Consider the following 19237-nt stretch of genomic DNA (forward strand, 5'->3'; position numbering starts at 1 on the left):
GTGCTTCTAGAAGTCCTCGGGCCCGTCCGGCAGGACGTCCTTCGCCGTCAGGCGGTCACCGGTGAAGCAGAGCCGGTACATGTCCACCTGGTCGAGGAGGTTGCCGTTCGACCGGTAGAACTCGCACTTCGTGCCGGGCGGCCGGGGGACCGCCAGCACGGAGTCGGACGGGTAGGGGTAGCTCTGTAGAGGGAGCAGGCGGGCGAACTGCGCCCGTTCCTGGCCCACTTGGATGGCCGCGTAGTCCGTCGGGTGCAGCACGCACGTCGCCAGCTGGTAGGCGAGGTACCCGGCGGACGGCAGGACCGTGAGGGCCAGCGCGGCCGGGGCGACGAACGCCACCACGAAACGCAGCCGGACCTTGCGCCGGGCGTCCCCCATCCGGCGCGTCGACTCGGGCTCGGCCTCGGGCGGGGACTGCCGTGCGCGGTCCGTCCGCGTACCGCCCACCCGGTCGGGCATCACGGCGCTCACCCGGAACCCCTGCTCGAACGGTTCGGCGCGCAGGACACCGCCGAGCGCGCCGACCCGCTCCCGCAGCCCGGCGAGACCCCGGTTGCCCGGCACCAGACCGGGCAACGGGCCCGCCGGCGGGGCCGAGTTGGTGACATCGACCTCGGTACGGCCGTCCTCGTGGGCGATCCGGACGTGCACGGCGCTGCCGGGGGCGTGTTTCGTCGCGTTCGTCAGCGACTCCTGCACGACCCGGTACACGGCGTGCTCGACGAGGGGCGAGAAGGAGGGGCTGCCGCCCTCCCGGACCAGGTCCACCGCGATGCCGGACGCGGTCGCCCGGGCGAGGAGTTCCTCCACGGACTCGACGGAGGAGTCCTTGACGCCCGTGTCGTCCGGGCCGTCCCGCAGCACCGTCACGGTCTCCCGGAGGTGGTCGACGGCCTCCGAGACGGCCTTGCGCAGCTCGGCGACGTCGTCGCGGTCCTGGTCGCCCAGGGTCGGCGACAGCTCCAGCGCGCCCGCCCGCAGCGCGATGAGGCTCAGTACGTGTCCCAGGGAGTCGTGCATGTCGGCGGCGATCCGGTTGCGCTCGCGGAGCCTGGCCTGCTCGGCGACGAAACGCTGCTGCTCCTCCAGGGTCCGCGCCAGCCGCCAGCCGCCCGACACCAGGGCCCGCCGCGCCTGGAGATAGCGGCCGACGAGCCATGGCACCAGCAGGGCCACGGGCAGCACGGTCACCGCGTAGAACCACCACACCGCACCCCGCCCCAGCACCGCGCACAGCGCGAGGTCGACGGCGAGACACGAGGTGAGCACCAGCAGCGGGGCCCGTCCGACCTGCGTCCGCACGCCCATCAGGTACGTCAGTGCGGCCAGCGCCAGCGCGTAGGCGTTCGCCGGGTTGGAGTCGTCGGCGAGCCCCACCGCGCACAGCGCGTTCCCGGCGAACACCGCGGCGTTCGGCCACCTGCGGCTTCCCGGGATCGCCACCGCCAGCACGAGCAGCGGCAGCACCAGGTCCAGGACGACCGAGGGGTGCAGCGACGACCAGTACGCCCACCCGCCCGCACCGGCGAGCGCCAGCCACAGCGCCCCGTCCCACAGCAGCGCCCTGCCGGACGCCGGTAACGGCCTCGGCACGTCCAGCCGTATGCCCTCTTCCTTGGTTCCCCCATGCTCAGTCACCCGGCCGACCCTACCGAACCCCTCCAGTGAGCTGGCACTTTGCGAGAGGGATACAGCTCGTTGACGCCGATGACGGTCCGTTGGCACCGTTGGGCCGCGACAGCGGTGTTACCGCGCACGTTCCGATGCCACGCGACTGGGGTTCAGAGTTGGCACCTTCCCTGAAGGCTCTCAAGGATGAGTCCGGCCTTCTGCACGCCCGGGGGACGACCGGCGTCAGTACCGCGTTCGGCACCTTCGGCGAGCTGCTCCAAGGCGTCCTGCCGGGCCCCGACGGCGACTTCCTGGTGACGTTGCCCATCGCGCGCTGGACCGTGGCCACCTTCCGCACCGACCCGCACTCCACGGCGGTACGGGTCGTGCCGGAGCACAAGCGCAAGGCGGCCCGCCTGGTGGCGATGATCATCGAGGAGCTGCCCGTCCCCGTGGGCGGTCTGCTCACCCTGGACAGCACGCTGCCCGAGGGCAAGGGCCTCGCCAGCTCCTCCGCGGACCTCGTCGCCACCGCGCGCGCGGCGGGCAACGCCCTCGGCATCCCGATGCCGCCGCGCCGCATCGAGTCGTACCTCGGCCGCATCGAACCCACCGACGGCGTCCTCTACGACAGCGTCGTCGCCTACCACCACCGCCGGGTCCGGCTGCGCCAGACGCTCGGCTCGCTGCCTCCCATGACCGTCGTCGGCATCGACGAAGGGGGCACTGTCGACACCGTCGAGTTCAACCGGATCCCCAAGCCGTTCACCGAGGCCCAGCACCACGAGTACGCGCGCCTCCTGGACCGCCTCGCCACGGCGGTACGGGACGGCGACCTGCGGACCGTGGGAGCCGTCGCCACCCGCAGCGCCGTACTGAACCAGGCGCTGCGCCCCAAGACCACCCTGGAGCGCATGACCGCGATCTGCGAGGAGGCCGGCGGCCTCGGCGTCGTCGCCGCGCACAGCGGGACGTCGCTCGGCATCCTCATCGACGACGCGGATCCGGACCGGGCGCGGAAGATCGTGCGGGTCGTGCAGGCGTGTTCGGCGTTGGCGGGGAATGTGACGACGTATCGGACGCTGAGCTTCGGGCCGGGGTTGTGAGGGGGGTGGGGCGCCGGGGGGTGGGGTGCTGCTGGCCGGTGGGGTGTGGGTCGGCGGAGGGTCGTCCGGTGGGGTGCGGGTCGGTGGGGTGTCGGCCGGTGGAGGGCCGTCCGGTCGGGCGCTGGCCGGACGGGCATCGGCCGACGGGGTGCCAGCCGGTGGATGGCTATCCGGTGGGGCGCGGGCCGGTGGGGTGCCAGCCGGTGGATGGCCGGCCGGTGGTGTGTGGGTCGGTGGAGGGCCGTCCGGTCGGGGATCGGCCGGTGGGGTGTCAGCCGGTGGATGGCTATCCGGTGGGGCGTCGGCCGGTGGTGTGCCGGTCGGTGAGGTGTTGGCCCCACCGGCCGGCTTCGTGTGGGCTATCCCGGCAGCCTGGGCAGCGGGTCCCCCAGGGCCACCACCATCTCGCGCGGGCCGCTGTAGGGGGCGCGGCTGTGGGCGGTGCCGATGTTGTCCACCAGCAGGAGGTCGCCGTCGCGCAGGGGGACTTCGGTCGCGTGGCGGTCGTACGTCTCGTTGACGGCTTCTACGGTGGCGGGGTCCAGGGGTGTGCCGTCGCCGAGGAACGTCGTGAACGGCAGGCCCTCGGGGCCGAACTCGCCCACGAGGAACTCGCGGACCGCCGGGTCCATCGTCCACTCGTTGAGGAAGGCGATCTGGTTGAACCAGCAGCGCCGTCCCGTCAGGGGGTGTTTCACCACCGCCGGGAGGGTCTGCCGGGTCTGGAGGGCGCCGCCCGGCAGACGCCGGAGCTCGATGCCGTGGGCGGCGCAGTACCGCTCGACGGCCTGCGGGTCGGCCGTGCCGAACGCGTCGGCGGCGGAAGGGCCCACCAACTGGTCGTAGCTGCGGACGAGTTGCCAGCCCTCCCGCTCGAAGGGCCCGACGATGCCGGCCGGCAGGGAGTCGAGCACCCGCGCGGCGTCGGCCACGGACACGGCGCCACCGGAGGCGCTCGCCCGCAGGCAGGAGAACACCAGCCACTGCGGGTACCGGGGGGCGCTGGACAGCTCGTGGTGCATGCACATGGGCTGGTCCGGGGGCCACTCCGACGACGAGTACACCCCGCCGGGCAGCGCCGTACGGGGCGCGAACCCCTCCACCTCGGTCATCAGCTCCGAGGTGAGCGCACGGCTCGCCGCGGCGGCCCCCGCGTGACCGGAGATATTCAGGCCCCGCACCAGAACCGCGCCCCCTTCCAGGGCGGCCGACTTCAGCGCGCCGGAATTCTCACGGAGCCATTCGGGATCACCGGTGGCCGCCTCGACGACGGGAATCTCGTTACCGCCAGACATCATGCGCTGGTCCTTCCCCTTCATTCACGAGCAATCCATGAGGATGCGATCACTGACATCACATAACACCGTCCGCCGAAAGCGGAAGCCTTTTACTCAGGCGCGATTGTCGCTGTAAGCAGGACCGCACGAGGAGTACGCATGCCCGAAATCATCCGCGACGGATTCCGACTGAACTACCAGGACACCGGAAACGGCGTACCCGTGGTTCTCGTCATGGGAACCGGCGGCAGTGGAAGAGCGTGGCACCTGCATCAGGTGCCCGCGCTGGTCGCGGCGGGACACCGGGTCGTCACCTTCGACAACCGGGGCGTGTCCCCGGCCGACGGCGGCCCGCCCGGTTTCACCGTGGACGACATGGCCGCCGACACGGCCGCCCTGATCGAGCACCTCGGCATCGGTCCGTGCGCGGTCGTCGGCACCTCGCTCGGCGCCCGCATCGCCGCCGAACTGGCGCTCGCCCGCCCCGAGCTGGTGAGCAGGCTCGTCCTCATGGCGGCGCGGGGCCGCAGCGACGCCCTGAGCACGGCCCTGAACCACGCCGAACGCGAACTGGAGGACCTCGGCATCGAACTGCCGCCCCGCTACCGGGCGGTGGCACAGGTGCTCCAGCAGCTCTCGCGGGGCGGCCTCGCGGACGACCGGCGGGCCGCGGACTGGCTGGAGGTCTTCGAACTGTCCACGGCGGCCGAGTCGGCGGTACGGGCACAGCGCGGGCTCTACCCCATGCCGGACCGGCTCGCCGCGTACCGGGGCATCCGGGCGCCCAGCCACGTCGTCTCCTTCTCCGACGACGTCCTGGCCCCGCCGGCCGCGGGCCGGGAGATCGCCGCGGCCGTCCCAGGCGCCACGTTCGAACTCGTCGACGGCTGCGGACACATCGGCTACCTGGAGCATCCTGACCCGGTCAACCGTGTGCTGCTGGCGGCACTGCGCCCGGAGCGCGAGCCCGGGGTGCCCGCCCCGGCCTGACGACGACGCCGGTGGCGACCGGAACCCTCCGGCCGCCACCGCGCGCCCCCCTAGCCGCCGACCACGTCCCCGCGCCGCAGCCCGGAGCCGGCCGGCACCTCGGCGGGGTCCGCGCCCAGGCCGGTCACCTTGTTCTCCCCGTCCACGAAGACGACCCGGGGCTCCAGCTTCGCCGCGTCCTCGTCCGTCACCATCGCGTAGCCGATGATGATGACGAGATCGCCCGGACTGATCAGCCGGGCCGCCGCGCCGTTGATTCCTATCACCCCCGAATTCCGGGGGCCTTCGATGACATAGGTGGAAAGGCGTGCGCCATTGTCGATGTCGACGATGTCGACCCGTTCCCCCGGGAGCAGGTCTGCGGATTCCATCAGGTCGGCGTCGATGGTGAGCGATCCGACATAGTGCAGATCCGCCTGGGTCACGGTCGCCCGGTGAATCTTCGACTTCATCATGGTTCGATACATGCTTCTCATTTAATACCCCGGCTCGATAAAAGGAAATGACATGCCAGAAAACAGCCCGCGTACGGCCATCCCGCGCCGACTGCTGATGTGCCCGCCCAGCCACTTCGACGTCACCTACTCCATCAACCCGTGGATGGAACCGGAGAAGCCCGTCGACGGCGGCCTCGCCCTCGCCCAGTGGGAGCGGCTGCGCAGCCTCTACCGCGACCTCGGGCACACCGTGGAGGTCGTCCGGCCGGCGGCCGGGCTGCCCGACATGGTCTTCGCGGCGAACGGCGCCACCGTCGTGGACGGGAAGGTGCTCGGCGCCCGCTTCCGGCACGAGGAACGCACCGCCGAGGGCCCGTTGTACCTTGCCTGGCTGCGCGCGAACGGCTTCCCCGACACCCACTGGCCCGAGCACGTCAACGAGGGGGAGGGCGACTACCTCCTCGTCGGCCGCCGGCTCCTCGCCGGTACGGGCTTCCGCACCGACCCGCGCTCGCACGCCGAGGCCCAGGAGTACTTCGGCCTGCCGGTCACCGGGCTGACCCTGGTCGACCCGCGCTTCTACCACCTCGACACCGCGCTCGCCGTCCTCGCCGACGACGAGGTCATGTACTACCCCGAGGCGTTCTCCCCGGGCAGCCGGGCCGTCCTGCGGGAACTGTTCCCCGGCGCCCTCCTCGCCAGCGCCGAGGACGCCGCGGTCTTCGGCCTCAACGCCTTCAGCGACGGCCGCCACGTCCTGCTGCCCCAGTCCGCGACCCGGCTCATGGCCGGCCTCAGGGACCGCGGCTTCGAACCGATCGGCGTCGACCTCACCGAACTCCTCAAGGCCGGCGGCAGCGTCAAGTGCTGCACGCTCGAACTGCGCGAAGGGTGACCGACGGCTGTCCGCGGCCCTGACGAAAGTCGGGGCCCGCGCCTGCCTTTGGCCCCTTCACCCGCCGGCCCGGCCGCTCCTACGGTCCTTGTCGAGGGGCCGACACCCCTCGCCGGGCGAGCAGGACGGCCCGGCGCGTCCGTCCAAGGGAGAAACGGCACCCATGCCCTCGACAGCCGCGACATCGGTCCGCAGCGACTACGTCATCTCCATCGCCGACACCCAGGAGGAGATCAGGGCCGCCCAGCGACTGCGCCACCGCGTCCTCGCCGACGAGCCGGGCGAGGACGGCTTCGACGAGCGGGCCGACCACCTCATCGTCACCCACACCACCACGGGCGACGTCGTCGGCACCTGCCGGCTCCTGCCGCCCGGGCGGACCGGACTCTCCCGCGCCGACGCCGCGTTCGACCTGAGCAGCCTGCGCGCGGTGCGCCCCTTGACGGTCGAGGCCGACCGGTGCTGCGTCCACCCCGACCACCGCAGGGGCGCCGTCCTCCACCTGCTGTGGTCCGGCCTGGCCCGCTACCTCCTGCTCTCCGGCCGGCGCTACCTGGCGGCCCGCGCCTGCGTACCCCTGGCCGACGGCGGCCGGGCGGCGGCCGTCGCGTGGCGGCTCGGCGCCACCGAGTACGCCGCTCCCGCCGCGCACCGGGTCCGCCCGCACCGCCCGTGGACGCCGCCCGGCCCCGCCGAGGGCGTACCCGACCGCACCCTGCTGCCCCCGCTGCTGCGCGGCTGCCTCCGCCTCGGCGCCCGGGTGTGCGGACCCCCGGCCCACGACCCGCACTCCGACACCGCCGACTTCTTCGTCCTGCTCGACCTGGACCGGCTGGACGACCGCCACCGCCGCCACCTCCTCGGGGAGACGCGGTGAGACGCGGTGAGCCGGCCGGCGGAGCCTACCGCTGAGGTGCCTCACCCACCGTGACGTACACCCAGCCCCCGTACCGGGTCAGCGTGCGGTGGCGGGCGGCGCCCTCCTGGACCGGCTCCCACGGGTGCCGCTGGACCATGCTGGTGTCGCCGCCGGACGGGGCGATCATCGGGCCCAGCGTGGATAGCTGCCCAGGAAGCGGGCTCCCGCGCCCAGCCCGGCGATCACCGACATCGCCTCCTGGACGGGCGGGTTCTCGATGTGGCCGTCGACGTCGATGAAGTAGCGGTAGCTGCCGAGGCGGTCGCCGGTGGGCCAGGAGCGGAGCCGGCTGACCTCGATGTCCCGCGAGCCGAACTCGGTGAGGATGTCGGCCAGCCGGCCGGGGCCGTCACCGGGGTTCACCATCAGGGAGGTGCGGTCCAGCCAGGTCCGCGCCGGCGGGAACCACGCCGGGGCGACCGAGACGAACCGGGTGACCGCGCCGGCCCGCAGACCGATGCCGGTGGCGAGGGACGCCGGGCCGTACAGGTCCGCCGCCAGCGGGGCCGCGACCGCGGCGGCCCCCGCCGCCGACGCCGTCCCGGCCACCTCGCGCGCGGCCGCCGCCGTGGAGTCCACGGACCGCAGCCGCGCCTCGGGCAGCCGCTCCGCCAGCCAGCGCGCGCACTGGGCGAGCGCGTGCGGATGGCTCAGCACTTCGGTGACCGAGGAGAGCTCGGTGCCGGGCCGGGCCATCCCGGCACCTCCACCTCGGCCGTGATGTACAGCTCCGCCGAGACCGCTGGTCCATCGTGACGGGCACCACGCCCTTCACGGAGTTCTCCAGGGGCACCACGGCCGCCCCGCAGTCCCCCCCCGGCGCACCGCGTCGAGCGCCGCGGGGACGGTGGGGAAGGGGCGCTCCTGCCCGCCGGGCAGCCAGTTGACGGACGGTGGGGGCCATCAGCACGGTGATGATCTGGAGGTCGTGCGCGCCGAGCCGCTGGCCACCAGGCTGCGCAGCCGCAGGACGAGGCCGGCGACGGACCGGGTGACCTCCTCGTAGGCGCCGGTCCCCAGCTTCCGGCGCATCAGGGCGCGCTGGATCTTGCCCAGGCTGGTCTTCGGGAAGGCGTCCTGGGGCAGCGGCAGGATCAGCGCGGGGCGGAAGGCGACGACGAGTTGCTCGGTGTCGCTGCCCGGGGTGCGGGTCGGGAACGCGGCGACGTAGGAACGGGCGACGCCGTCCAGTCGCTCCAGCAGGGTCTCGATCTCGTGGCTGAAGTAGTTGACGCCGTTGACGATGACGCTGTCCTTGCTGCGGCCCACGAGGATGAGCCGCCCTTCGTCGAGCCGGCCGAGGTCACCCCTGCGGAACGAGCCGTCGGCGGTGAAGGCGTCCCGGGTGGCCTGCTCGTTGTTGTGGTAGCCCGGGGTGATCATGGGCCCGGCGAGCTGGAGCTCACCGGTCTCGCCCTCGCCCAGCACCCGATCGTGCTCGTCGGCGACGCGCAGCCGCAGGCCCTCGACGGGGGTGCCCAGAGCGGGTGACGCGGACGGGTTCTCCGCAGAGGCTCACCTCGCGGGAGCCGGCGTCGATGGACCGCGGCACGGGCCGGGCCCGCCGCATCACCGCCTGCATCCGGGCCATCAGTTCCCGGAACCCGCACGGCTCGACCATGTAGTCGTCCGCCCCGGCCTGGAGGCCGAGGACCCGGTCCACCTCGGTGCCCCGGGCGGTGAGGGCGATGATGGGGGTGTCGGAGACGGCCCTGATGGCCCGGCAGACCTCCAGCCCGTCCAGGTCGGGCAGTTCCAGGTCGATGAGGACGAGGTCGGCCCGCCCGTACACCTGGATTCCGCGTATCGGGCATCGTTTTCCACCACGAGGGCCCGCCATGACTCGGTCGGAATCGGTGGCGGCATGACGGCAGTTCCGGTTCCCGCGGTGTTCCCGGTATTCGCCAGAGCCGGCAGTTCCGGTGCGCGCTGACTCATCGCAACCAGCGTTTCGTCCCCTGCCGCCGATCGTCCCGCTCCCCGGGGCGGATAGGTGGAGGAGTCTCGTTCGCCTGCGCGCAATGACCTTTTCGCCGTCCGTCCGGCCACCGGCCGGACCGTCCGGCCGTGCCCCCGCCGGGTGGGGCCGCGACACGAACCTCCTGGTGGGCCCGCTGACGGCACGGCCACGCACACCCGCCGGTTCGGGGCAAGGCCCGGTAGGTCCACCCCGGCGATGTGACCTCGCGTGACGGATGAGAGGGTCGGGCGGGTGAGTGAGACACCGATGAGCACCCTGCAATACCGCTTCGACGGGCCAGAGGACGCCCCGGTCCTGATCCTCGGTCCCTCACTGGGCACCACCTGGCACATGTGGGACCGGCAGATTCCCGAACTCGCCAAGCAGTGGCGGGTGTTCAGGTTCGACCTGCCCGGTCACGGCGGTGCCCCCGCCCACCCGGCCGGTTCGGTCGCCGACCTGACCGCCCGCCTGCTGGCCACCCTCGACGCGCTCGGTGTGCAGCGCTTCGGCTTCGCGGGCTGCGCGCTCGCCGGCGCCGTCGGCGTCGAACTCGCCCTGCGCCACCCGGAGCGGCTCGCCTCGCTCGTGCTGATCGCGTCCTCCCCGCGGTTCGGCACGGCTGACGAGTTCCGCCAGCGCGGGGTCATCGTGCGCACCAACGGCCTCGACCCGATCGCCCGCACCTCGCCGGACCGCTGGTTCACGGCCGGGTTCGCCGCCGCGCAGCCCGCGATCACCGACTGGGCCGTCCAGATGGTCCGCACCACCGACCCCGGCTGCTACATAGCCTCCTGCGAGGCCCTCGCCTCCTTCGACGTACGGCACGAACTCGGCATGGTCGGCGTCCCGACGCTGGTCCTGGTCGGCTCCGACGACCAGGTCACCGGCCCCGCCGAGGCGCGCACGCTGGTCGCCGGCATCCCGGACGCGCGCCTCGCCGTCGTACCCGGCGCCTCGCACCTCGTCCCGGTGGAGCAGCCGGCCGCCGTCACCGACCTGCTGGCGCGGCACTTCTCGACGGGCTGGCAGCCCGGGTACGACACGGGGCAGACCGTGGTACCGGCGATACCCGTGGTGCTTCCGCCGCAACTCGCCCCGATCGCCGAGATCGCCCCGGCCCTGCCGGTCGCGACCGACCAGGTCATGGGCCGCCCCGACCCGTACGACGCGGGGCTGAAGGTCCGCCGCGAGGTGCTCGGCGACGCGCACGTGGACCGCGCGCTGACCCAGGCCGACGACTTCTCCGGCGACTTCCAGGAGTTCATCACCCGGTACGCCTGGGGCGAGATCTGGGACCGCCCCGGCCTCGACCGGCGCGCGCGCAGCTGCGTCACCCTGACCGCCCTCGTCGCGGGCGGCCACCTCGACGAACTCGCCTTCCACACGCGCGCGGCCCTGCGCAACGGTCTTACGCCGGACGAGATCAAGGAGGTCCTGCTGCACGCCGCCGTGTACTGCGGAGTGCCCGCGGCCAACAGCGCGTTCCGGGTGGCCCAGCAGGTCATCCGGGAGGAGACGACACCGCAGGAGTGAGCGTTGCAGGATGGACCCATGACGAAGTCCATCCAGCTCACCAAGAAGTCGCACGCCTGTGTCCGCCTGGAGAAGGACGGGCGCACCCTCGCCCTCGACCCGGGCGTGTTCAGCGAACCGGACGCGGCTGTCGGCGCGGACGCGATCCTGGTCACCCACGAGCACCCGGACCACTTCAGCGAGGCACACCTCAGGGCCGCGCTGGAGGCGAACCCCGAGGCGGAGATCTGGACCCTGCGCGCGGTCGCGGAGCAGCTCGCCGCGGCCTTCCCCGGGCGCGTGCACACCGTCGGGCACGGCGACACGTTCACCGCCGCCGGGTTCGACGTCCAGGTCCACGGCGAACTGCACGCCGTCATCCACCCGGACCTTCCGCGCATCACGAACGTCGGCTACCTGATCGACGACGGCCGCGTCTTCCACCCCGGCGACGCGCTGACCGTCCCGGACCACGCCGTGGAGACGCTGATGCTGCCGGTGATGGCCCCCTGGAGCAAGATCTCCGAGGTGATCGACTACGTCCGCGAGGTGAAACCCGCGCGCGCGTACGACATCCACGACGCCCTCCTCACCGACCTCGCCCGGCCGGTCTACGACAACCAGATCGGCGCGCTGGGCGGCGCCGAGCACGGGCGGCTGGCGCCCGGGGAGAGCACCTCGCTGTGACTGTCAGTGGGGCCCGGTAGGTTGTGAAGCATGCGCATCGCGACCTGGAACGTGAACTCGATCACCGCCCGCCTGCCGAGGCTCCTGGCCTGGCTGGAGAGCAGCGGCACGGACGTGCTGTGCCTCCAGGAGGCCAAGCTCGCCGAGGAGCAGTTCCCGTTCGACGCCCTGCGCGAGGCCGGGTACGAGGCCGCGGTGAACGCGACGGGCCGGTGGAACGGCGTGGCGGTGCTCTCCCGGGTGGGCCTTGAGGACGTCGTCAAGGGCCTGCCCGGCGGCCCGGAGTACGAGGGCGCGCAGGAGCCGCGCGCGGTGTCGGCGACCTGCGGCCCCGTGCGCGTGTGGTCGGTGTACGTGCCGAACGGCCGCGAGGTCGACCACGCGCACTACGCGTACAAGCTCCAGTGGTTCGAGGCCCTGAAGGCGGCCGTCACGGGCGACGCGCAGGGGGGCCGCCCCTTCGCCGTCCTCGGTGACTACAACGTCGCCCCCACGGACGACGACGTCTTCGACACGGCCGTCTTCGAGGGCCTCACCCACGTCACCCCCGCCGAGCGCGCCGCCCTCGCGGCCCTGCGCGAGTCCGGCCTCACGGACGTCGTACCCCGCCCCCTCAAGTACGACCACCCGTACACGTACTGGGACTACCGCCAGCTCGCCTTCCCCAAGAACCGGGGCATGCGCATCGACCTGGTCTACGGCAACGAACCCTTCGCGAAGGCCGTCAAGGACGCGTACGTCGACCGCGAGGAGCGCAAGGGCAAGGGCGCCTCGGACCACGCGCCGGTGGTCGTCGACCTGGAGGTGTGACCCCGGGGGCTACAGCTCCCTGAGGTCCACCGCCCCCGCCAGCGCCGCGTACCCCGCGTCCGAGGGGTGCAGCCGGTCCCCGCTGTCGTACGCAGGGAGCAGCCGGGACGGGGCGGCGGGGTCCCGGAGCGCGGCGTCGAAGTCGAGGACGGCGTCGAAGGCGTCGCCGTCCCGGATCCACGCGTTGACCTTCTCGCGCCGCTCCTGGACCCGGGGGGTACATCTGCGGTCCCCGGCGCACGGCAGGAGCGTCGCGCCCAGGACCCGTACCCCGCGCGCCCCGGCCCGCTCGGCGATCTCCCGCAGCCCGTCGGTCACGTCGTCCGAAGTCCCGCCCCGGAGCAGGTCGTTGATCCCCTCGAAGACGACCACCGTCCGCACCGACGGCTGCGCGAACACGTCCCGCTCCAGCCGCGCGAGCGCCGACACCCCTGACGAGGCGGGCGAGACCCCGTCCCCGGCATAGCCGTCGGCGGCCACCCGGTTCCCCGCGATCCCGGCGTTCAGCACGCCGTACGCGGGTACCGCCCGCTGCCCGCGCAGGCGCGCGGCGAGCACGTCCGGCCACCGCCGGTTCGCGTCCGTCGTCGACAGGTACCCGTCGGTGATGGAGTCCCCCAGCAGGACGACGCTCCCGGGCCCGCCGGCCACGTCCACCCCGGCCAGCAGCGGCCACCCGGTGATCACCGATGCGTACGCCGCCCCCGCGCGGTCCGCCGTGTGATCGCCCGGCGCGCTCACGTACGACCGCTGCGACGCGAACCGGTGCGTGGGCAACGCGGTCACGGTGCCCGGCAGATGGAAGCTGACCAGCAGATCGGCGCCCGCGGGCACGGTGAGGCCGATCGGGTCGCTCACGGCGCTGGTCCCGGCGGGGATCTCGACACCGGCCGCCCCGCCGAAGGACACCGGCACGGGGACACCGCCCGCGGCCGCTCCGGCGCTGCTGGGGGCGGCGTCAGGGGCTGCCGGGTCCGGGGCCGCTCCGGGAGGCCGGGCGGGGTCCGGCGGGGCCGTCACGGGCGGCGTGGGGCCGGGGGGCCGGGGGGAGTCACCGGGGGCCGCCCCGGCCGCTGTCGTCTCCCGCGCCCTGCCGGACTCCGCGCGCAGCGCCACCGTCGCCGCCCCGATCCGTACCGGCGTCCCCGCGAACGTGTTGTCGAACCGCAGGCGCACGCGGGTGCCGCCCGTGGAGGCGTGGACGACCAGGCGCAGGGTGCGGTCCGTCCAGGGGCCCTCGGCGGGGAGGCCGGAGTGGGCCGTGGCCCAAGTGCCGGTCCACGGCAGGGGGTTCGCGCGGACCGCGAGGGCGAATACGTGAAGGCCGGAGTGGCCGGAGGCGACGGGGAGGCGTACGGAGGTGACGGGGCGGGCCGGGTCCAGGGGGACCGTCGCGGCGTACACGCGCGCGCGTGCGGTGCGGCGGCCGGCGGGGGTGTTGACGTGCGGGAGGGCGACGGCCTTCGTGGCGAGGGAGCCGCGCCGCCAGTCGGGGGCGGCGAGGCCGTACCGCGCGCGTGTGCCGTCGGCGTACGTGATCTCGCCCGTCCCGCGCGCGGTGTGTCCCGCCGTGCTCGTGACGAGGAACGTGAGCGCGTCGCCCCGGCCGGAGACGGTCACCCGCTGGCCGTCGGCGAGGACGTTGTCCGGGCTGCCGGGGGCGGTCGCGGGCCAGGTGAGGCGGGTGCCGTGCACGGTGAGGGCGCGGCCGGGGGTCCAGCCCGCCGCGGCGAGGGCCGAGGCCGGCAGGGAGGCGCCCTTCCCGTCGAGGTCCGCGGCGGCCGGGTGGGCGTCGGCGCTGATACCCCGGTTGTCGAAGTGGCTCTCCAGGGGTACGGGAGGGGCGCTCGGGGCGTGTACACCGGCGCGCACAGCGGACTGCGGCACCAGCAGCAGGGCCGCGAGCAGCGCAAACGCCCAGGTCCTTCGGCGCACGGCTCTCCTTCTCCGGTCGTCCGATGATCGTACTGGGATGGTGGGCAGGGGTGCCCGCGCGCCTGTGGTGCTGACGCTGGTACGAGTGCCACGCTGGGTGTATGAACATCCCTTTCCTGGGCAACAGGCGCAAGAGGGCTGCGGGCGCGCTGCTGGACGCCGACCCCGAGGGCGTGGCCGAGCTGCTGTCCGAGTGCGAACTCCTGCGTTCCCAGGCGGGGGAGGCGGGCATCCGGCTCGACGACACGGTCGGCTCGCTGGAGGCGCTCGACCAGTTGCTGCCGCGCTGGCGCGACGACGAGGAGACGCTGTCCTGGCTCGGCAACGACGCGGGGCTCTACCTCGGCACGGTCGTCGTGCGCACCGTCGAGGGCGCCGAGTGGGCGTTCTGGCCGGGCGGCGAACCCGTCGTACGGCTGGGCTCGGGGCGGGAGTTCGACGTCGTGACGGCCGGCCGGGAGTGGGCGGCCAGCGGGGTGCCGGAGCTGTCGCAGTGGTACGCGGAGGTCGCCGAGAACTGAAGGGGCTGCAACTGAAGGGGCTGCCGTGCCTCCGTGCCTCCGTGTCTCTGCGAAGAGAGGTTAAATACGGCTTATGCCCGAAAAGTGCGTGTCGCGCCGCGCGCCCCGTCCGCTCTGGATAGTTTGCGGCGACCACGACACACAGCTGAGAGCGAGTAGGGCTGAGCATGGCCGTCGATCCGTTGATCGGACTGCGTGACGTCGACAAGCGCAAGAAGGAACCCGACCGGGCCCGCTCCGTCGGCCACTAGTGGGGGGCGTCCTCGCCGTGACCGGGCTCGACTACGATGGATCGTTCATCCCCGGAGCGACGGTGACCGGGCCGGGGACTCCGCCGCAGGGCGGACCGTAGGGGGCAGCAGTTCACCAGAGCCATACCCGGCCGGACGCGCGGCCGGAGATCACTGCTCGCGCAGCGCAGGCGGTCCGTGCGACCGGCCGGACGCTGTACGGGGAGAAGGTCAGCCGCGCGCCGGACGGGTTGTGCTCGATGCGGAGCGGGTCGGGTGGGTGTGCGGCGCATCGCCGGACCGGCTTGCCGAGAACGGGCGGGCCCTCGCCGTGGAGGCGCGGCGGGGGTGCCGCTCGTCTTGGTGTCGGGGCCACCGGGCTTACGGTCACCGCCAGTTGACGGATCGTCAGGTCGCCCGGTGGGACGTGGGGGCCACCGGGTCCACCAGCGGCGTACGGACCGTGCGGGTCACGTCGGCCACCAGCTCCGTCACATCCGGGCCGTACGCCTGGGAGTTGACGACCTTCAGGAGCAGCGCGAAGGAGTCCGCGCCGTACTTGCGGGCCAGGCGCTCGTGATGGCGGGCCAAGTACCGGGTCGCCGCCTGGTTGTTGATCGCGCGCTGGCCGCAGAAGAGGAACACCGGCCGCGTGCCGCGCCGTTCGCCGGTCGTCAGCCGGGCCAGCAGGACGTACTCCGTGATCCCCGGGTCCATCCGGTAGCGCTCGGTGCCGATCTGGAACGCCCCCCGGTCCGGGCCGGGTTCGGGGTCGATGTTCACCCGGAAGCCGGGCAGCATCGCCGACATGTGCGCGAGCATCCGCCGGTTGGAGCCGGGCCCGCCGACGCAGAACTCCGTACGCTCGCCGAAGCCCTGCTGCACTCCGTCCTGCGTGACCATCTGCACGTTGGCCCCGCAGTCCTTGATGAGCGCGGCCAGTTCGAGGAGCGCGAACACGTCGAAGCGGTGCACGGCGGGTTCGGAGGTCGCCGGGTCGCGGTTGACGACGAGCAGGGTCTCGGAGTTCTCCGGCAGCCCGAAGAACGCCTGTTTGCGGCGGAGCCGTCGCCTCCACAGGTAGGTCCGCGTCAGCCAGCCGAGCCCGGCGCTGATACCGGCGGCCAGCACGCCGAGGACGATGTTGCGCACGTCGTCGTTCATGGGCGCGCATGCTAGCGGCCGAACCCGCCCGGGGCGTACCCGTGTTCGAGGTGTGGCGGTCGTATGACAGTGCCCTGAATGCGGCTGTCCGCGACGGGGCAGTGTGGCTACAGTGCGCGGACGGTCCTTGACTGGAGGTACGAGCGGATGGCCCTGCGTCGCCCAGTGGTACGGAAACTGACGGTCCTGGCGGTCTCTGCCGCCGTGGTCTCGGTGGGGGCCGCCGCGCCACCGACCGCCTCGTCATCGTCCGTGCAGAAGAAGGCAGTCGAGAAGGTCCCCGTCGCCGTCGGGTACGGCGGCGCGGTCTCCAGTGTCGACGCGGACGCCTCCGCCGCCGGCATCGAGGTGCTGCGGAGGGGCGGCAACGCGGTCGACGCGGCCGTCGCCACCGCCGCCGCGCTCGGCGTCACCGAGCCCTACTCGGCGGGCATCGGAGGGGGCGGCTACTTCGTCTACTACGACGCCAAGTCCCGTACTGTGCGCACGATCGACGGCCGCGAGACCGCCCCGCTGAGCGCCGACGCGAACCTGTTCGTCGAGAACGGGCAGCCCCTCGCCTTCGCGGACGCCGTCACCAGCGGCCTCAGCGTCGGCACCCCGGGCACCCCCGCCACCTGGGCGAGCGCGCTCGCCAAGTGGGGGACGAAGAGCCTGGGTTCGGTGCTGAAGCCGGCCGAGCGGATCGCCCGCGACGGGTTCACCGTCGACGACACGTTCCGCTCGCAGACCGCCGCCAACGAGACCCGCTTCCGCTACTTCCCCGACACGGCGAAGCTGTTCCTGCCGAACGGGCAGCTCCCGGTGGTCGGTTCGACCCTGAAGAACCCCGACCTCGCGCGCACCTACGCCGAGTTGGGGAAGAAGGGCGTCTCCGCGATCTACCGCGGCGACATCGGCAAGGACATCGTCAGCACGGTCAACAAGCCGCCGGTCGACCCGGGTTCCGGGTGGAAGGCCCGGCCCGGCAAGCTGTCCGCCGCCGACCTCGCCGCCTACCGCGCCCACTTCCAGGCGCCCACGAAGACGTCGTACCGAGGACTCGGCGTCTACTCGATCGCGCCCTCCTCCTCCGGCGGCACCACCGTCGGCGAGGCCCTCAACATCCTGGAGAACACGGACCTCTCGAAGGCGAGCGAGGTCCAGTACCTGCACCGTTACATCGAGGCGAGCCGGATCGCGTTCGCCGACCGGGGGCGCTGGGTCGGCGACCCGGCCTTCGAGAACGTCCCCACGAAGGAACTCCTCTCCCAGAAGTACGCCGACTCGCGGGCCTGCCTCATCAAGGACGACGCCGTCCTCACCAGCCCCGTCGCGCCCGGCGACCCGCGCAACCCGGCCGCCTGCGACGCGAGCGGGACGGCGGCGCCGACGACGTACGAGGGTGACAGCACCACGCACCTCACGGTCGCCGACAAGTGGGGCAACGTCGTCGCCTACACGCTCACCATCGAGCAGACCGGCGGCAGCGCGATCACCGTCCCCGGGCGGGGGTTCATCCTCAACAACGAGCTGACCGACTTCTCGTTCACCCCGGCGAACCCCGCCGTCCACGACCCGAACCTGCCGGGCCCCGGCAAGCGGCCCCGGTCGTCGATCTCGCCGACCATCGTGCTCGACAAGGCGAACAAGCCGGTGGTGGCGCTCGGTTCGCCCGGTGGGGCCACCATCATCACCACCGTGCTCCAGGTGCTGACCGAGTTCGTGGACCGGAAGCTGCCGCTGGTCGACGCGATTGCCGCGCCGCGTGCGAGCCAGCGCAACCAGACGACCACCGAGCTCGAACCCGCCCTGTACAACGGTGACTTGAGGACCGAGCTGGAGGCCATCGGGCACGGGTTCCGGCTGAACCCCGAGATCGGCGCCGCGACTGCCGTGCAGCGGCTGCCCGGTGGGAAGTGGGTGGCCGCGGCGGAGACCGTGCGGCGCGGTGGCGGGTCGGCGCAGGTGGTGTATCCGGCGCGCTAGACAAGGAAGTCGAGGGGCGGCTCGCCCGAATCCGGGTGGGCCGCCCCTCGTTCAGTTCTCCCGGGCCGTCAGGATCCTCGGGCCCTCGTCCGTGATCGCGACCGTGTGCTCGACGTGCGCCGCGCGGGAGCCGTCGTTCGTGCGCAGCGTCCAGCCGTCCGGGGCCTCGTGGTAGCCGTCGCGGCCGCTCGCGATGAGCATCGGCTCGATCGCCAGGGCCATGCCCCGGCGCAGCAGCATGCCCCGGTGCGGGCGGCCCTCGTTGGGGACCGGCGGGTCCTCGTGCATCCGGCGGCCGATGCCGTGGCCGCCGAAGCCCTGCGGGACGCCGTAGCCGCCGTCCCGGCAGACCGTGCCGATCGCGTGCGCGATGTCGCCGATGCGGTTGCCGGCCGTCGCGGCGGCGATCCCGGCGGCCAGGGCGCGTTCGGCCGTCTCGATCAGGTGGACGTCGTCCGGGCGCGGGGCGCCGACGGTGAAGCTGATCGCCGAGTCCCCCGCCCAGCCGTCGAGTTGGGCGCCGCAGTCGATGGAGACGAGGTCGCCGTCGCGCAGTTTCTGCCGGGTCGGGATGCCGTGCACGATCGCGTCGTTCACCGAGGCGCAGATGACGGCCGGGAACGGCGTCGGCGCGAAGGAGGGGCGGTAGCCGAGGAACGGCGAGCCCGCGCCCGCCGCACGCAGCACCCCGCGCGCCACCTCGTCCAGCTCCAGCAGGGAAACGCCCACGTCAGCGGCTTCCCGTACGGCCGTCAGGGCGCGGGCGACCACCTGGCCGGCCCGGTACATCTCGTCGATCGACGTGTCTGTCTTCAGCTCCACCATGCCAATTACTATACCGGTATTAGAATGGGGTCATGGTGCGCACCCCCTTGACCCCAGAAGAACGCGAACGCGGCGAGCGGCTCGGCCGGCTGCTGCGTGAGGCCCGCGGCGAGCGGAGCATGGCCGAGGTCGCGGCGCAGGCCGGGATCTCCGCGGAGACGCTGCGCAAGATCGAGACCGGGCGGGCGCCGACGCCGGCGTTCTTCACGGTCGCCGCGCTGGTCGGCGTACTCGGGCTGTCCATGGACGAGTTGGCCGTGCGGTGCGTTCTGGCGGGGGTGGCGTGAACATCTCTTGGCGGGGTGGTCAAGATCTGGCCACTTTGTCTTCGCGGCCCCTTCGCAAACTGCTCGTAGCCGCGCTGTAACACGGCTGGTGTTTTCT

The 19237-nt window shown here is 72.8% G+C and carries 19 protein-coding genes and 1 pseudogene; 10 read left to right on the forward strand and 10 right to left on the reverse strand.

All coding sequences use genetic code 11. The annotated features are described in order from the left end of the window. Nucleotides 1-6 precede the first annotated feature (6 nt). Nucleotides 7-1641 (reverse strand): sensor histidine kinase, encoded by a 1635-nt coding sequence (locus ACLZOT_RS17925; RefSeq protein WP_416969942.1) that lies wholly within the window; start codon nt 1639-1641, stop codon nt 7-9. A 149-nt stretch (nt 1642-1790) separates the two neighbouring features. Here ACLZOT_RS17925 and ACLZOT_RS17930 point away from each other — a divergent pair, with 149 nt between their 5' ends. Beyond that, a complete protein-coding gene (locus tag ACLZOT_RS17930; RefSeq protein WP_416969943.1) occupies nt 1791-2720 on the forward strand; it encodes a kinase in 930 nt (309 codons plus the stop codon). A gap of 359 nt (nt 2721-3079) precedes the next feature. On the opposite strand, the gene ACLZOT_RS17935 is transcribed toward ACLZOT_RS17930, so the two are convergent. Beyond that, nucleotides 3080-4018, reverse strand: coding sequence for a TauD/TfdA family dioxygenase (locus ACLZOT_RS17935; RefSeq protein ID WP_416969944.1), 939 nt, complete (start codon nt 4016-4018; stop codon nt 3080-3082). 138 nt (nt 4019-4156) lie between these two features. Here ACLZOT_RS17935 and ACLZOT_RS17940 point away from each other — a divergent pair, with 138 nt between their 5' ends. Further along, nucleotides 4157-4987, forward strand: coding sequence for an alpha/beta fold hydrolase (locus tag ACLZOT_RS17940; RefSeq protein WP_416969945.1), 831 nt, complete (start codon nt 4157-4159; stop codon nt 4985-4987). 50 nt (nt 4988-5037) lie between these two features. On the opposite strand, the gene panD is transcribed toward ACLZOT_RS17940, so the two are convergent. Continuing rightward, complete coding sequence (panD, locus tag ACLZOT_RS17945; protein WP_416969946.1) at nt 5038-5454, reverse strand: aspartate 1-decarboxylase; 417 nt, start codon at nt 5452-5454, stop codon at nt 5038-5040. Nucleotides 5455-5494: 40 nt separating this feature from the next. Here panD and ddaH point away from each other — a divergent pair, with 40 nt between their 5' ends. Together ddaH and ACLZOT_RS17955 are read left to right on the forward strand one after the other, a co-directional pair. Continuing rightward, on the forward strand, nt 5495-6319 hold the full coding sequence (gene ddaH / locus ACLZOT_RS17950; protein ID WP_416969947.1) for a dimethylargininase: 825 nt from the start codon (nt 5495-5497) through the stop codon (nt 6317-6319). Between the two features lie 163 nt (nt 6320-6482). Beyond that, nucleotides 6483-7196 carry a GNAT family N-acetyltransferase gene (locus tag ACLZOT_RS17955; RefSeq protein ID WP_416969948.1) on the forward strand — a complete coding sequence of 238 codons (714 nt, stop codon included), beginning with the start codon at nt 6483-6485 and terminating at the stop codon, nt 7194-7196. 25 nt (nt 7197-7221) lie between these two features. Here the strand turns inward: ACLZOT_RS17955 and ACLZOT_RS17960 are convergent, their stop codons facing one another. The 4 genes and pseudogenes from ACLZOT_RS17960 to ACLZOT_RS17975 all read right to left on the reverse strand — a co-directional run. Then, nucleotides 7222-7365, reverse strand: a complete 144-nt coding sequence (locus tag ACLZOT_RS17960; RefSeq protein ID WP_416969949.1) for a hypothetical protein — start codon at nt 7363-7365, stop codon at nt 7222-7224. Continuing rightward, on the reverse strand, nt 7362-7934 hold the full coding sequence (locus ACLZOT_RS17965; RefSeq protein ID WP_416969950.1) for a prephenate dehydratase: 573 nt from the start codon (nt 7932-7934) through the stop codon (nt 7362-7364). The genes ACLZOT_RS17960 and ACLZOT_RS17965 overlap by 4 nt, the downstream gene beginning before the upstream one ends. Nucleotides 7935-8141: 207 nt before the next feature. Then, nucleotides 8142-8666: a hypothetical protein gene (locus ACLZOT_RS17970; protein ID WP_416969951.1), complete on the reverse strand. Its 525-nt coding sequence runs from the start codon at nt 8664-8666 to the stop codon at nt 8142-8144. A 55-nt stretch (nt 8667-8721) separates the two neighbouring features. Further along, nucleotides 8722-9036 (reverse strand): annotated as a pseudogene (locus ACLZOT_RS17975) (response regulator transcription factor); the annotation flags it as partial. Nucleotides 9037-9450: 414 nt separating this feature from the next. Here ACLZOT_RS17975 and pcaC point away from each other — a divergent pair. The 3 genes from pcaC to ACLZOT_RS17990 are packed head-to-tail and all read left to right on the forward strand — an operon-like array spanning nt 9451 to nt 12210. After that, nucleotides 9451-10734, forward strand: a complete 1284-nt coding sequence (gene pcaC / locus ACLZOT_RS17980; RefSeq protein WP_416969952.1) for a 4-carboxymuconolactone decarboxylase — start codon at nt 9451-9453, stop codon at nt 10732-10734. 30 nt (nt 10735-10764) lie between these two features. Next, a complete protein-coding gene (locus ACLZOT_RS17985; RefSeq protein WP_416970067.1) occupies nt 10765-11400 on the forward strand; it encodes an MBL fold metallo-hydrolase in 636 nt (211 codons plus the stop codon). Between the two features lie 30 nt (nt 11401-11430). Beyond that, nucleotides 11431-12210 carry an exodeoxyribonuclease III gene (locus tag ACLZOT_RS17990; RefSeq protein ID WP_416969953.1) on the forward strand — a complete coding sequence of 260 codons (780 nt, stop codon included), beginning with the start codon at nt 11431-11433 and terminating at the stop codon, nt 12208-12210. A 9-nt stretch (nt 12211-12219) separates the two neighbouring features. Here ACLZOT_RS17990 and ACLZOT_RS17995 read toward each other — a convergent pair whose 3' ends face one another. Next, nucleotides 12220-14145, reverse strand: coding sequence for a GDSL-type esterase/lipase family protein (locus ACLZOT_RS17995; RefSeq protein ID WP_416969954.1), 1926 nt, complete (start codon nt 14143-14145; stop codon nt 12220-12222). A gap of 101 nt (nt 14146-14246) precedes the next feature. On the opposite strand from ACLZOT_RS17995, the gene ACLZOT_RS18000 reads away from it, so the two are divergent. Continuing rightward, a complete protein-coding gene (locus tag ACLZOT_RS18000; protein WP_416969955.1) occupies nt 14247-14666 on the forward strand; it encodes a DUF6278 family protein in 420 nt (139 codons plus the stop codon). A 638-nt stretch (nt 14667-15304) separates the two neighbouring features. Here ACLZOT_RS18000 and ACLZOT_RS18005 read toward each other — a convergent pair. Beyond that, nucleotides 15305-16060 carry a hypothetical protein gene (locus tag ACLZOT_RS18005; protein ID WP_416969956.1) on the reverse strand — a complete coding sequence of 252 codons (756 nt, stop codon included), beginning with the start codon at nt 16058-16060 and terminating at the stop codon, nt 15305-15307. A gap of 147 nt (nt 16061-16207) precedes the next feature. Between ACLZOT_RS18005 and ggt the strand changes: the two genes are divergently transcribed. Next, nucleotides 16208-18028: a gamma-glutamyltransferase gene (gene ggt, locus ACLZOT_RS18010; RefSeq protein WP_416969957.1), complete on the forward strand. Its 1821-nt coding sequence runs from the start codon at nt 16208-16210 to the stop codon at nt 18026-18028. 51 nt (nt 18029-18079) lie between these two features. Here ggt and map read toward each other — a convergent pair whose 3' ends face one another. Then, nucleotides 18080-18853, reverse strand: a complete 774-nt coding sequence (map, locus tag ACLZOT_RS18015) for a type I methionyl aminopeptidase (protein ID WP_416969958.1) — start codon at nt 18851-18853, stop codon at nt 18080-18082. Between the two features lie 32 nt (nt 18854-18885). Between map and ACLZOT_RS18020 the strand changes: the two genes are divergently transcribed. Then, nucleotides 18886-19140: a helix-turn-helix domain-containing protein gene (locus ACLZOT_RS18020; protein ID WP_416969959.1), complete on the forward strand. Its 255-nt coding sequence runs from the start codon at nt 18886-18888 to the stop codon at nt 19138-19140. Nucleotides 19141-19237: the final 97 nt, after the last annotated feature.

Origin of the sequence: Streptomyces sp. 4F14 (assembly GCF_048159485.1) — a bacterium.
Taxonomy (GTDB): domain Bacteria; phylum Actinomycetota; class Actinomycetes; order Streptomycetales; family Streptomycetaceae; genus Streptomyces.